Origin of the sequence: Glycomyces terrestris, from assembly GCF_003933745.1 — a bacterium.
Taxonomy (GTDB): Bacteria; Actinomycetota; Actinomycetes; order Mycobacteriales; family Micromonosporaceae; genus Glycomyces; species Glycomyces terrestris.
In genome coordinates, this window is record NZ_RSEB01000008.1 from 116,498 (window position 1) to 130,383 (window position 13,886).

Sequence of the window (13,886 nt, forward strand, 5' to 3'; positions counted from 1 at the left end):
CCGTCAGTCCCGACAACCCCACAGGACTTCGCATGCACGCCTCCCCGCCACCCCTCCCGCGCTCCCGCGCCGCGGCGGCCGTCGCCGCCGCGGCCGCCGCAGTCCTCCTCGGCGTCCAGGTCGCGGCGTCCGCCGCGCCCGGTGCGGCGGACGCCGGAGCCGCCCAGGCCCCCCTCGCCGGGAACGGGCTCAGGTTCGACTACGACCAGGACCACCTCCACGACCTCGTCACCGTCCGCCGCTCCGACGGTGCGCTCCTGCTGCACTCGGGCTCGGGCGCCGGGACGTACGCGGACGGCGTCGTCGTCGGCACCGGCTGGGGCGGGCGCGACGTCGTCATGGCCGGCGACCTGACCGGCGACGGCGTGCCCGACCTGCTCGCCCGGGAGACCGCGACCGGCGCGCTCACCCTGCACCCGGGCGACGGCGCCGGCGGCTTCGCGGCCGCGACCGGCGCGGGCACCGGCTGGAACGGGATGGGCGCCATCACCTCGGCGGGCGACTTCGACGAGGACGGCGACCTCGACCTCCTCGCCGTGCGCGAAGCGGACGGGCGCCTGTACTTCTACCCCGGCGACGGCGCGGGCGGGTTCGGCTCCCGCACCGCTATCGGCACGGGCTGGAACGTGATGGACAGGCTCGCGACCGTCGGCGACTTCAACGGCGACGGCTTCGACGACCTGTACGCCCACAGCGTCCGCGACGGCGTCCACTACCTGTACCCGGGCAGGGCGGACGGGTTCTTCGGGGCCCGCGTCTCCCTCACCCAGAGCCTCGACCCTGGTCAGCTCGGCACGGCGTTCACCGAGGTGACCGGCGGCGGCGACGAGGACCTCGTCGGGCTCGACCCCAGCTCCGGGGAGCTGCGGCACTTCACGCTCACCACCAGCGGCCGGGTCGGCGAGGTCACGTCCTCCGGCACCGGCTGGGGCCGGTACCGCCTCGCCACGGGCGCCGCGGACCGCGCGTACGACTTCGACGGCGACGGCAGGTCCGACCTCGTCGCCCAGCGCGGCGACACGATGTACGTCTACCCGGGCACGGGGGCCGGCGGGGTCGGCTCCCCGGTGTCGCAGGGCGTGGTCGTGTGGGCCGAGTTCCTCACCCACCTCGCGACCGCCGGGAGCCTCGACCACGACGAGACCGCCGACGTCCTCACCCGCGACTCCGACGGGCAGCTGGTCCTGCGCTGGAACGACGGCACCGGCATCGAGGGCACCGGGCTGGTCGTCGGCGGCAGCGGCTGGAACTCGATGGGCGTCATCGTGGCCGGGCACGATTACGACTCCGACGGACGGGACGACGTCATCGCCGCGGACGCCGGCGGCGCCCTGTGGCTCTACCCGGGCGCCGACCACTCCGAGCTCGGCCCCCGCGTCGCGATCGGCTCCGGCTGGACCTCGATGCGCGAGGTGACGGCCCCGGGCGACCTCGACCACGACGGCCGCGCCGACCTCCTCGCGATCAGGAAGTCCGACAACTGCATGTACTTCTACGCGGGCAGGGGCAACGGCACGTTCGCCGCCGGCGCCCAGGTGAGCTGCGGCTGGGGCGGCTACGACGAGGCCACCGCAGTCGGTGACCTCACCGGCGACGGCCGCGCCGACCTCGCGGCCCGCCGCGCCTCCGACGGCGCGCTGTTCCTCTACGCGGGCGACGGCAGCGGCGACCTCGGCGCGCGCACCCAGATCGGCACCGGCTGGAACGCGGTGGACCACATCGCCTGACGGCGGTTCGACGGAGGCCGCGACCGGACCGGTCGCGGCCTCCGTCGTCCTCCCCGGGCCGCCGGCACCTGACGTCCACCGTGGATACACCGGCCGTTCACGCCGGGACCGGTCGCCCCAGGGCGGTGACCGGGCCTCCCTCATCCGTTCGGCCCCTTTCGGAACCGAAGTGCGTCAAGTAGCACTGAGTGAGCGTCCTCTATACAAGGCCGCGGAGACGCGGCCGGAACCGGACCCCCTTATCCGACAGGATGCTTGCAATGCAACGGAACAGCACCCGGAGGCGCCGCCTCCTCCGAGCCGCGGCGCTCGCCGCCGGCGCGGCCCTGATCGCCGCGCCGGGCACCGCCGCCGCCCAGACCGCCGAGGCCGAGACCGCACCTGGCTCCGCACCCGACTCCGCGTCCGACGCCGCACCTGAGACCGCCGCCGCCGAGACCAGCCGCGACTACGACGGCGACGGCCACGACGACCTCCTCACCATCCGCCGCAACGGCCGGCTGATCCTCCACGCCGGCAACGGCGACGGCACCTTCGACCCCGGGGTCGCCCTCGGCCACGGCTGGGGCGCCTACGACATGAGCGCCGCCGGCGACCTCACCGGCGACGGCCTCCCCGACCTCCTCGCCCGCGAGAACGAGACGGGCGCCCTCTACACCTACCCCGGCGACGGCGCGGGCGGCTTCACGGCGCGCCTCCCCGCCGGCTCCGGGTGGAACACCTACGGCATGTTCACGGCCGCAGGGGACTTCGACGGCGACGGCGTCGTCGACCTCCTCGGCGTCCGCGAATCCGACGACGTGCTCCACCTGTTCCACGGCCTCGGCGACGGCAGGTTCGGCGCCCGCACCGTCGCCGGGTCGGGCTGGGACGGATGGGACTCGCTCACCACCCTCGGCGACGTCGACCAGGACGGCTGCGACGACGTCCTCGGCCGCGAGCAGGCCTCCGGGCAGTACACCGTGTTCCTCGGGAACTGCGCGGGCGGCTTCGGCGCGACCGTGGCCTCCGAGGCCGCGTTCACGCCCCGCGCCGGAGGCTACGCCTCCGACGTGGCGGGCGGCGGCGACTACAACGGGGACGGCCTCGGCGACGTCCTCGCCGTCGACGGCCGCTCCGGCGAGCTGTCCCTCACCACCCTCACCGGCGACCCCGAGCCCGTCGTCGACGCCGTCGGCCTCGGCACCGGCTGGAGCGACGAGCGGCTCCCCGCCGTCCCGGCGGACTGGAGCTACGACTACGGCGTCGACGGCAAGACCGACGTGTACGCGCGGCGCGCCTCCGACGGCGCGCTGATCTCTTACACCGGCAACGGCAGCGGCTCCTTCAGCAACGTCTACCAGGTCGGCACCGGCTGGGCGGGCCTGACGCTCGTCGAGACCGCCGGCGACGTCGACGAGGACGGCTTCCAGGACGTCATCGCCCGCAGCGCCGACGGCGTGCTGTGGCTCTACCGCGGCACCGGCGACGCCGGCGGGCTGACCGGGCCCGTGCGGATCGGCAGCGGCTGGAACAGCTTCGACGCCATCGTGTCCGGGCACGACTTCAACGGCGACGGCTGGACGGACCTCGTCGCGCGCAGCGCCGCCGCCGGGACGATGCACGTGTACTCCGGCCACGGCGACGGCACGTTCGAGCACTCGCTCCAGTTCGGCGTCGGCTGGGACGCCCTGCGCGACCTCACGATGGCCGGCGACCTCGACCACGACGGCCGCGCCGACCTCCTCGGCGTCCGCGAGTCCGACGGGTGCCTCTACCTGTACCGGGGCAACGGGAGCAGCGTCTCCGAGGCCGTGAAGGTCGGCTGCGGCTGGGACGGCCTCGACGCCATCGCCGCCGTCGGCGACTTCAGCGGCGACGGCCACGCCGACATCGTCGCCCGCCGCGCCGCCGACGGCCACCTGTTCTTGTACCGCGGCGACGCGAACGGGAACTTCACCACCCCGATCCGCATCGGCACCGGCTGGAACGGCGTCGACGCGATCGCCTGACGCGCCACCGCGACGGCCCGGCCGCCGACCCCGCGAGGGCGGCGGCCGGGCCGCCTTTCGTCTACCGTGGAACCGTACGCAACCGCGCGACTCCCAGACGCGTGTACGAGACGGCGCGTCCCGCGCCCCCACCCCCCGAACCCCAGGACACCCGCATGCACACACCCCATAGGCGACCGCACCGCACCGCCGCCCTCACCGCCGCCGCGGTGGCGGCGGCCCTCCTCGCCGTCCCGGTCGCCGCGGCCGCCCAGACCGGAGCGACCGACTGCGCCGCCCTCGGCGCCGAGCCCTCGGCGACCGGCCTCGTGGCCGCCCTGGAGACCGCCGTCGCCTGCCAGGTCGAGGTGCGGATCGCGAACGCCTCCAGCCCGCACGAGTCCCTCTGGGCGACCCCGGACGGCCGGATCCACCTCGTCCAGACCGCCGACCCCGTCCAGGACGACGCCGCCGGCGAACCCGCCGACACCACCCTCGTCGAGGCCGACGGCACACTCTCCCAAGCGAACTCGCCCGTCGAGTTCGCCTTCAACACCGCCGCCGGCGGCGACTGGCTCATGCGGACCGAGCTCGCGACCCTCGACTGGACCGGCGACCAGCCCGCGCCCGCGGCCTCCGGCAGCACCGCCGTCTACGAGGGCCTCGCCGCCGGCCTCGACCTCGAAGCCCGGGCCGCGGCCTCCTACGTGGACCTCCGCTTCACGGCCGCCGACCCCGGCGCGTGGCAGGCGCTGGCCGCCGGCCTGGTCCTCGACCCCGTGAACGACGCCTCGATCGAGGACGGGACCGTGTACGTGTACGACCTGGAGGGCGTCGACGGCGAGCAGACCAGCGCGTTCACCGTGCGCGACGCGAACGGGGCCGCGGTCGCCGCCACCCCCGCGTTCGACGGCACCGGGCCGCTCGCGCTCACCGTCGACGAGGCCTTCCTCGCCGACGCGGCGTACCCGCTCACCCTGAGCACCCAGTGGGTCCGGCACGTCTACGGCGTCGCCGAATGGGGCGCCGTCACCTCCGCCGACACGGACCTGACCCTGTTCCGCGGCGAAGCCGGACTCGACCAGCCCTACTTCGAAGCCGCAGGCGAGACCGGCGACGCCCTCGTCGGCGCCTACTGCGACGCGATCGCCGACGCCGCGTGCGAGACGACCGCGCAGGCCGCCTCCTACTGGAACTTCTGGAGCAGCCGCCCCCACCGGCTCACCCCCTCCTCGGCGCCGTCGCTGACGTACACGCTGGAATCCGCGGTCTTCAGCGTCGAAGCCGCCGCAGGGGCGGCGTGCGTCGCCCCCGACCTCGGGTACGTCCAGATCTACGAGCCCTCGTCGTCCTGGGCGCACCTCCCCGAGCCCTACGCCGGCCAGGCCCCGATCGCCGGCGAGTGCGTCGACGGCACCGCCGTATACGCGGTCGACCGCCTCAACATCGGCAACACCACCCTGACCGCGTTCGCCATGACCGAGAGCGCGGCGACCGCCCGCTTCGACGGCGGCACCGCCCGCCTCGACGCCTACTTCGCGATCGGCAGGAGCTACACCGTCTCCAGGAACGCCTGCCCGGCCGCCGACCAGGACGACTCGACCGTGACCTACGGGAAGTTCACCACCGACTTCTGGCGCCCCGACCTCATCGACCCCGGCCTCACCTGGACCGCCACCATCATCGACGACGCCACCGACGAGACCGTGTTCACCACCGCGCCCGCCGCGGTCGCCGAAGGCGCCAACCCGACCGCGACCGTCGAGATCCAAGACGGCGTCTTCACCCTCGTACACGAGATCACCGGCCCTGGTGGGCAGTCCAAGACCTGGTCCTGCGCCCTCCGCATCGACACCGACGCCCCCGACATCATCGACATCGACGTCGCCGAAGGCCCCCACTACGTCGGCGAGACCGTCCCCGTCCAGGTGACCATCGACGACGAGTCGTACGCGTACGGCTCGGTGCGCCTGTGGTGCTCGGCCTGGCTCAACTGCTGGGGCGGGCAGGACGTGACCAGCGGCGACCCGGTCGAGATCAGGGTCCAGGCCGTGAAGACCCACACCTCCGTCACGGTCTCGGCCACCGACAAGGCCGGGAACCAGACGGTGAAGACCTTCACCCTCACGGTCACCGCCCCGAGCAACGACTACGACGTCGACGGCTACCAGGACCTGGTCACGGTCCGCCGCGCCGACGGCAGCCTCATGTTCCACAGGGGCAAGGGCGCCGCGGGCTTCGAGTCCCCGGTGTCCCTCGGCACCGGCTGGGGCCCCATGGACGTCGTCATGGCAGGGGACCTCACCGGCGACCGCCTCCCCGACCTGCTCGCCCGCGACACCCGCACCGGCGTCATGTACACCTACCCCGGCGACGGCGAAGGCGGCCTCGAACCCCGCGTCCAGGTCGGCACCGGCTGGAACCTCATGGCCGACTTCACCTCCGCGGTCGACGTCGACGGCGACGGGAACATCGACCTCGTCGCCGCCTCCGACCGCACCGACAAGCTGTACCTGTACCCCGGCCTCGGGAACGGCCGCTTCGGCGCGCGCAGCACCATCGCGAACACCTCGCTCACCGAGTGGTCGGCCTGGGACAACCTCACCACCGTGGACATCTGCCGCGACGGGACCCCGGACCTGCTCCTCGACTGGACGCCGCTGTCGGACAGGTACGACATCCTCTGCCTCGACGGCGACGGCGGGATCGAGTGGACGCGGAGCCTCGACGAAGACCTCGTCCCCGGTTCCGAGGACGACGGCAACCGGTACGTCCAGATCGTCGGCAACGGCGACTACTCCGGCGACGGCGTGGGCGACCTCCTCGCCGTCGACGCCCGCACCGGGAAGATGGTGCTCCGCAGCTACGACGCCTACCCGTTCGAGCTCGAAGAGGCGATCACGGTCGGATCCGGCTGGGCCGGATACGAACTGCCCGTCGCCGAGGACGAGCGGTCCTACGACTACTACAGCGACGGCAACAGTGACGTCCTCGCCTGGCGCAAGTCCACCGGCGTCCTCTACCACTACCACGGCACCGGTGCGGGGCTCAGCGGCGTCGGCCACTTCACCGAGAACCTGGGCGGCGCCAACCTGGTCGAGACCGCCGGGGACATGAACGGCGACGGCCGCAACGACGTCCTCGTCCGGTTCGCCGACGGCGCCCTGTACGCCTACCCGGGAACCGGCCAGGCCTACTACGAGACCGGCCGCATCAAGGTCGGCACCGGCTGGAACGCCATGAGCGCCATCGTCTCCGGGCAGGACTTCAACGCCGACGGCAGGGTCGACGTGCTCGCCCGCGAGCAGGCCACCGGAAAGCTCTGGCTCTACCCGGGCACCGGCGCGGGCACGCTCGGGTCGCGCGTGCAGATCGGGTCCGGGTGGGAGAAGCTCCGCGACATCGTCGCCGCGGGCGACCTCGACCACGACGGCCACGCCGACCTCCTCGCGGTCCGCAAGTCCGACAACTGCCTGTACCGGTACGACAGCACCGGGACCGGCGCCCTCCAGAGCGGCGTCAAGGTCGGTTGCGGCTGGGCCGGGCTCGACGCGCTCGCGTCCGTCGGCGACTTCGACAACGACGGTCGCGCCGACTTCATCGTCCGCAGGACGTCCGACGGGAAGCTGTTCCTGTACAAGGGCACCGGCACGGGCGTCTTCACCGCCGCCGTCGCCGTCGGCTCCGGCTGGAACGCGATCGACATGATCGCCTGACCGCTGCCGCAGCCGCGGCAGTGCCAACTCGCTCGACACACCGGAGGACCACCCCATGCACCCGCCCCCTGGACGGCGCCGCCGCCTCACGGCCGCCGCTGCCGCCGGCGCCGCCGCCGCGCTGCTCACCGCACCCGCCGCCGGCGCAGCGACCGTTGCTTCCGAACCGACCGGCGGCCCCGATCGGGCGTCGTTCGCCGTCGTCGACGGCTCCGACAGCCGCTCCCTGCCCGCGGCGGCGAACGCGTACGACTACGACGGCGACCGCCTCCAGGACCTTTACACGGTCCGCAAATCCGACGGAGCCCTGCTCTTCCACGCCGGCAACGGCGACGGGACCTTCGCCGCCGCGGTCGCGAAGGGCACCGGCTGGGGCGGTTTCGACGTCGTCATGGCCGGCGACCTCACCGGCGACGGCGTCCCCGACCTCCTCGGCCGGGACGCGCGCACCGGGACGCTCTTCACGTACCCCGGCAACGGATCAGGGGGCCTCGGCGCCCGCATCAGCGCCGGCACCGGATGGAACGCGCTGGGCGCCTTCACCTCCGGCGGCGACTTCGACGACGACGGGGACCTCGACCTCTATGCCGTCCGCCGACCGGGGGACGTGCTGCGCTTCTACCCCGGCAACGGCGACGGCACGTTCGCGGCCCCCTGGGGCGTCGACCTCAACCAGGTGCCCGACCAGGTCTGGGACGAGGCGGCCGCCCTCGGCACCATCGGCAGCGTCACCGGCGAGGGCGGCCCGGACCTGCTGCTCTACACCTCGGACGGCGGCCTGCACCTCCTGCGCACCGAGAGCTCCACGATCCTCGACTATGAGCACTCGGTGTCCCGCGAACCCCAGGACAGGCAGCGGTTCCGGCAGATCACCTCGGTCGGCGACCAGACCTCCGACGGCGCCGCGGACCTCGTCGCGACCGACTCGCGCACCGGCGAGCTCGTCATGTTCGCCAGCGATCCGGTCTACGGCTTCACGATCGAGCCCGTCGCGGGCGGCGCCGGCGAGGCCGGAAGCTACCGGCTCCCGGCCACCGACCTCGACCGGACCTACGACTACGACCTGACCGGCACCGCCGACATCATGGCCCGCCGGACCGGCGGCACGGACATGGCCTTCTACCCCGGGACCGGCACCGGGTTCGGGCCGTCCGCGCCCCTGAACATCTACTTCGGCTGGGAGGACCTGATCGAGTCCGCCGGCGACATCGACGGCGACGGGTACGCCGACCTGCTCGCGAGGTCGACCGGCACGGGCGAGCTGAAGGTCCTCCCCGGCATCGGATCCCCCGGATACCTCGAGCTCCAGTCGCCGGTCGTCCAGGTGGGCACCGGCTGGCACCGGATGAGCGCGATCGTGTCCGGCCATGACCACGACGGTGACGGCGCGATCGACATCGTCGCCCGGGAGGCGTCCACCGGCGTCCTGTGGCTCTACCCGGGCGACGGCGACGGCACCGTCGGCACCCGCGTCAAGATCGGGACGGGATGGAACGGCATGCGGGAGATCACCGCCGCCGGGGACCTCGACCACGACGGGCACGCCGACGTGCTCGCGGTCCGGAACTCCGACGAGTGCCTGTACCTCTACCGCGGGAACGGCGACGGCACCCTGCGCTCCGCGGTGAGGGTCGGCTGCGGGTGGGCGGGTCTCGACGCGCTCACCGCCACGGGCGACTTCGGCAACGACGGCCACGGCGACCTCCTCGCGCGGCGCACCTCCGACGGCGGGCTGTTCCTGTACCGGGGCGACGGCACCGGCGGCTTCACGGCGGCCGTCCCCGTGGGCACCGGCTGGAACGCGATGGACCTCATCGTCTGACCTGCGGCACCGCGAGGGCCCGGCTCCAGCGGGAGCCGGGCCCTTCGCCGTTCGCTACGCGGACTCGCGGACCACGATCCTCGTGCCGAGGATCGTGACGAGGGGGCCGGCCTCCTCGCCGCGGATGCGGCCGCACAGGAGGCGGGCCATCTCGCGGCCCATGGTCTCGGTGGGCTGGTGGACCGTGGTGAGGGGCGGGTCGGCGACCTCGGCGAGGGGGGAGTCGTCGAAGCCGACGAGGGCGAGGTCGTCGGGGACGCGGATGCCGCGCTCGCGGGCGACGCGGAGCGTGGCGATGGCGAGGGGGTCGGAGTTCGCGAAGACGGCGTCGAGGCGGCCGGCGGTGTCGAAGAGGTGGCGGGCGGCCTTGATGCCGCTGGCCTCGTCGAAGCCCTCGGCGACGGAGACGAGGGCCTCCTCGACGGGGAGGCGGTGGCCGCGCAGGCCGTCGCGGTAGCCGTTGAGGCGGTCGACGCCGACGGCCATGTCCTGGGGGCCGGCGATGATGCCGATGCGCTGGTGGCCGCGCTCGGCGAGGAACTCGACGGCCTGGCGGGCGCCGGAGCGGTTGTCGCAGTCGACGTAGGCGACGGGCCGGAAGCCGACGGGGGTGCCGCAGAGGACGATGGGGATGCCGGCGTCCTCGAGGCGCTCGGGCAGGGGGTCCCCGGAGTGCGAGGAGACCATCATGACGCCGTCGACGTGCTGGCCCATGAGGTAGGACTCGAGGTCGGTGCGGTTGCCGTCGCGGGGGGCGAAGGTGAGCATGAGCCGCATGTTCTCCTCGGCGAGCTGCTCGGTGATGCCGCGCAGCACGCCCGCGAAGAACGGCTCGGACCACAGCCACTCCTGGGACTCGGTGACCACCAGCGCGACGGTGTCGGTCCGCTGGGTCACGAGGGTCCTGGCCGCCTGGTTGGGGACGTACCCCAGCTCCTTGATGGCGGCCAGGACCGCGGCGCGGGTGTCCTCGGCGACCTTGGGGGAGCCGTTGATGACGCGCGAGACCGTGCCCCGGCCGACGCCGGCGTGGCGCGCGACCGTGTCGAGCGTGGGGCGGCCGCCGCTGCGCCTGCGGCCGGCGCGCTCGGCGGGCGCCTCGCCTGGCGCCTCAAGTCGGGTCTCGGTCATCGTGCATCACCTCGGGCTCTGTCGCGTGGAACTATTCTGCCTCACGGTTCGAACGCGCGCGTCGCACCAGGTCGCCGTACCAGCGCCCGGAGTCCTTGACGGTGCGCTCGCCGGTCTCGAAGTCGACGTACACGAGACCGAACCGCTTGGTGTAGCCCCAGGCCCACTCGAAGTTGTCCGCGAGCGACCAGGCGAAGTACCCGACCAGCGGGACGCCCGCGTCGAGGGCGTCGGCGCAGGCCGCGAGGTGGCGGGCGACGTAGTCCTGCCGCTCGGGGTCGCGGACGCGGCCCTCGTCGAGCTTGTCGGGGAAGGCCGCGCCGTTCTCGGTGACCGCGAGGCGGACCTCCGGGTAGGTGCGGTGGAGGCGGGTGAGCACCTCGGTGAGCCCGGCGGGCTCGATCTCCCAGCCCATGTCGGTGACGGGGAGCCCGGCGGGGACGAAGCCGATGTGCTCGTTCGCCGGCCACGCCGAGCCCGCGCCGGTGGGGGCGGCGGAGGCCGACGCCGACCCGCCGTTCCCGGTGACGGTGAAGCGGCTGTAGTAGTTCACCGACAGGATGTCGATCGGCGCGTGGATGGTCTCCAGGTCGCCGTCGCGGATGAAGTCGAAGTCGGTGACGGCCTTGAAGTCCTCGACGACGTCCTCGGGGTAGGCCCCGCGCAGGGCCGCGTCGGTGAACCAGCGGTTCTGGACGCCGTCGACGCGGCGGGCCGCGTCGAGGTCGCCGGGGTCGTCGGTGGCCGCGTGGATCGGGTAGAAGTTGATGCCGATGCTGACGGTGGCCTCGGGGTCGGCGTGCTTGATGGCGCGCGCGGCCAGCCCGTGGCCGAGCATGAGGTGGTGGGCCGCGGCGATGGACGCGGCGGGCTCGCGCCGCCCGGGGGCGTGCTCGCCGGAGGCGTAGCCGAGGAACGCCGCGCACCACGGCTCGTTCACCGTGATCCAGTGCTTGACGCGGTCGCCGAGCGCGGTGTGCGCGATGAGGGCGAAGTCGGCGAAGCGCAGCGCGGTGTCCCGCACCGGCCAGCCGCCCTTGTCCTCGAGGGCCTGGGGGAGGTCCCAGTGGTAGAGGGTGATCCAGGGGGTGATGTCCTCGGCGAGGAGGGCGTCGACGAGGTCGGAGTAGTAGCGCAGGCCGGCCGGGTTGACCCGCCCGTCCCCGTCGGGGCAGATCCGGGGCCACGACAGGGAGAACCGGTAGCTGCTGAGGCCGAGGGACTTGATGGCGGCGACGTCGCCCGCGATGTTTCGGTAGGAGTCGATCGCGGTGTCGCCGTTGGAGCCGTCGACCACGCGGCCGGGCTCGTTCACGAACGAGTCCCAGATGGACTTGCCGCGCCCGTCGGCGTCGGTCGCGCCCTCCACCTGGTACGAGGACGTCGCCGCCCCCCATGTGAACCCTGCTGGGAACCGGGCCGCCAGTGCGGCGGCCCCTTCGTATCCGTTGCTCATTACTTGGACGAACCTTCCATGATGCCGCTGACGATCTGCCGTCCGAACACGACGAACAGGATCGCGATGGGAATGATCGAGATCAGCGTGCCGGTGAAGATCATCGACAGGTCCGCTGACCACGTTGCGGTCGACAGCTGCCGGATGGCGAGCTGGATGGTGGGGTTCTCGCCGCTCAGCACCATGAACGGCCAGAGGAATTCGTTCCAGTTGAGCATGAAGGTGAGCAGGGCGAGGACGACCATCGCCGGCCGCAGGGCCGGGAGGACGATCCGCCACCAGATGCCGAGCGTGGTGGCCCCGTCGATGCGGGCGGCCTCGATGATCTCGTCGGGGACGGCCTGCTCGACGTACTGGCGCATCATGAAGATCCCGAACCCGTTGATCAGGAACGGCAGGATGACGGCCTGGAGGGTGTCGAGCCACTGGAGCTCGACCATGACGATGTAGAGCGGGACGATGCCGAGCTGCTGGAGCGGCACCATCATCGAGAACAGGACCGTGCCCATGAGGACCTTGGAGCCGCGGAACCTGAGCTTGGCGAACGCGAAGCCGCCGAGGGTGGAGATGAGCACGACCGAGAACGTGACGATGCCGGTGATGATCATCGAGTTCCGCAGGCCCAGCAGCAGGTTCGCCTCGGGGTCGGTGAGCGCCTGCTCGAGGTTCGTCAGCAGGTTCGGGCCCGGGAGCAGCGCGGGCGGGAAGCCGGCGGCGTTCGCGGTGGTGGTCGAGGCGATGACGATCATCCAGTACAGGGGGAAGATCGACAGGGCCGCGACGGCGAGGAGGCCGAGCCGGGTCAGGACGGTGGGCGCGTAGACGCCCTCGCCGGACTCGACGGGGCGTCGCTTCCGGGCGCGGCGCGGGGGCTTGGGCGGCTTCGCCGGGGAGGCGGCGGCCGGCGCGGCGGGGCGCGGGGCGGTGGCGGTGCTCATTTGTTCCCCTGGATGCGGTTGACGATGAGGAAGTTGATCGCCGCGACGACGCCGATGACCAGGAACAGCAGCCATCCGGCCGCGGCCGAGACGCCGTAGTTGCCGTGCGTGCGGAGGATGTCGACCAGGACCATCGCGGTGGTCTGGTACTGCCCGTCGGTGCCGCCGAGGAGCCTGCCGGAGTCGAACATCATCGGCTCGACGAACAGGGTCATGCCGCCGACGGAGGACACGAACACGGTGAAGATGAGGACCGGCTTGAGCTGGGGGACGGTGATCTTCCAGAACTGCTGCCGGGGGGTGGCGCCGTCGACCGTCGCGGCCTCGTAGAGGTTGCGCGGGATGGTCTGCATGGCGGCCAGGAAGATGAGGGAGTTGTAGCCCATCCAGCGCCAGTCCACCATGGACGAGATGGCGATCCAGGAGCTCCACCGCTCGGCCTGCCAGTCGATCTTCTCCATGCCGATGAGCTCGAGGAAGCCGTTGACCATGCCGTACTCCTGGCCCCAGATGCGGGCGAAGATGACGCCGACGGCGACGACGGAGGTGACGATGGGCGCGAGGATGAGCATCCGCCAGAGCATCGGGCGGCGCAGGCGCTTGTTCAGGGCGTTCGCGACCAGCATCGCGCACACGAGCTGCGGGACGGTGGCGAGGAGGAACATGCCGAGCGTGTTGAACACCGACCAGTTGAAGCGGTCGTACTCGAACAGCAGGAACTTGTAGTTGTCCAGGCCCACGAAGGCGGGGTCGGCGCCGCCGAGCTTCCAGGCGTGGAGGGAGGCGTACAGCGTGTACCCCATGGGGAAGACGCCGAAGATCGCGAAGAGGATGAAGTACGGCGAGACGAGCGCGTACGGGGTGGCCTTGATGTCGGCCTTGGAGGCCCAGAGCCGCCACTTCGGCGATCGGGCTGCGGTTTCGGTGGTCATGGACTTTCCTTGCGGTCGAGAGCGGTGAGCTCATCGGCTGGCGCGGGCCGCTTCCGGAGGAAGCCGGCCCGCCGCGGGTTGGGGCGCGGCGGGCCGACACGGTGCCGCCGGGAGGGGGTGGAGACCGGGTCCTGGGGCGGGGCGCCGGGCCGATGCCGGGCATCGGTCCGCCGCTCGGTCTCGCCCCGGCGGCA

Annotated in this window: 8 protein-coding genes; 4 read left to right on the top strand and 4 right to left on the bottom strand. The window is 72.6% G+C overall.

Annotated elements, in window-relative coordinates; translation table 11 throughout:
- The first annotated feature begins 32 nt into the window (after window positions 1–32).
- From EIW28_RS22875 to EIW28_RS22890, 4 genes are all read left to right on the top strand, one after another.
- The gene (locus tag EIW28_RS22875; RefSeq protein ID WP_158630513.1) at window positions 33–1,727 is read left to right on the top strand and encodes an FG-GAP repeat domain-containing protein; all 1,695 of its coding nucleotides are present in this window, start codon (window positions 33–35) and stop codon (window positions 1,725–1,727) included.
- A gap of 260 nt (window positions 1,728–1,987) precedes the next feature.
- The gene (locus tag EIW28_RS22880) at window positions 1,988–3,718 is read left to right on the top strand and encodes an FG-GAP-like repeat-containing protein (protein WP_125250035.1); all 1,731 of its coding nucleotides are present in this window, start codon (window positions 1,988–1,990) and stop codon (window positions 3,716–3,718) included.
- A gap of 155 nt (window positions 3,719–3,873) precedes the next feature.
- Window positions 3,874–7,413 carry an FG-GAP-like repeat-containing protein gene (locus tag EIW28_RS22885; RefSeq protein ID WP_125250036.1) on the top strand — a complete coding sequence of 1,180 codons (3,540 nt, stop codon included), beginning with the start codon at window positions 3,874–3,876 and terminating at the stop codon, window positions 7,411–7,413.
- A gap of 55 nt (window positions 7,414–7,468) precedes the next feature.
- A complete protein-coding gene (locus EIW28_RS22890; RefSeq protein ID WP_125250037.1) occupies window positions 7,469–9,235 on the top strand; it encodes an FG-GAP repeat domain-containing protein in 1,767 nt (588 codons plus the stop codon).
- Between the two features lie 54 nt (window positions 9,236–9,289).
- Here EIW28_RS22890 and EIW28_RS22895 read toward each other — a convergent pair whose 3' ends face one another.
- From EIW28_RS22895 to EIW28_RS22910, 4 genes are read right to left on the bottom strand one after another with little or no spacing between them, the layout of a single operon-like run.
- On the bottom strand, window positions 9,290–10,366 hold the full coding sequence (locus EIW28_RS22895; RefSeq protein WP_125250038.1) for a LacI family DNA-binding transcriptional regulator: 1,077 nt from the start codon (window positions 10,364–10,366) through the stop codon (window positions 9,290–9,292).
- 31 nt (window positions 10,367–10,397) lie between these two features.
- Complete coding sequence (locus tag EIW28_RS22900; protein WP_125250039.1) at window positions 10,398–11,822, bottom strand: GH1 family beta-glucosidase; 1,425 nt, start codon at window positions 11,820–11,822, stop codon at window positions 10,398–10,400.
- Entirely contained in the window at window positions 11,822–12,760 is a 939-nt protein-coding gene (locus tag EIW28_RS22905; RefSeq protein WP_125250040.1) for a carbohydrate ABC transporter permease, read from the bottom strand. The genes EIW28_RS22900 and EIW28_RS22905 overlap by 1 nt, the downstream gene beginning before the upstream one ends.
- A complete protein-coding gene (locus EIW28_RS22910; protein WP_125250041.1) occupies window positions 12,757–13,692 on the bottom strand; it encodes a carbohydrate ABC transporter permease in 936 nt (311 codons plus the stop codon). The genes EIW28_RS22905 and EIW28_RS22910 overlap by 4 nt, the downstream gene beginning before the upstream one ends.
- Window positions 13,693–13,886 lie beyond the last annotated feature (194 nt).

What these genes read in the sequence shown, in the direction of transcription:
- EIW28_RS22875 (WP_158630513.1), top strand. Translation starts at nt 33, where the DNA reads ATGCACGCCTCCCCGCCACCCCTCCCGCGCTCCCGCGCCGCGGCGGCC.
- EIW28_RS22880 (WP_125250035.1), top strand. Translation starts at nt 1,988, where the DNA reads ATGCAACGGAACAGCACCCGGAGGCGCCGCCTCCTCCGAGCCGCGGCG.
- EIW28_RS22885 (WP_125250036.1), top strand. Translation starts at nt 3,874, where the DNA reads ATGCACACACCCCATAGGCGACCGCACCGCACCGCCGCCCTCACCGCC.
- EIW28_RS22890 (WP_125250037.1), top strand. Translation starts at nt 7,469, where the DNA reads ATGCACCCGCCCCCTGGACGGCGCCGCCGCCTCACGGCCGCCGCTGCC.
- EIW28_RS22895 (WP_125250038.1), bottom strand. Translation starts at nt 10,366, where the DNA reads ATGACCGAGACCCGACTTGAGGCGCCAGGCGAGGCGCCCGCCGAGCGC.
- EIW28_RS22900 (WP_125250039.1), bottom strand. Translation starts at nt 11,822, where the DNA reads ATGAGCAACGGATACGAAGGGGCCGCCGCACTGGCGGCCCGGTTCCCA.
- EIW28_RS22905 (WP_125250040.1), bottom strand. Translation starts at nt 12,760, where the DNA reads ATGAGCACCGCCACCGCCCCGCGCCCCGCCGCGCCGGCCGCCGCCTCC.
- EIW28_RS22910 (WP_125250041.1), bottom strand. Translation starts at nt 13,692, where the DNA reads ATGACCACCGAAACCGCAGCCCGATCGCCGAAGTGGCGGCTCTGGGCC.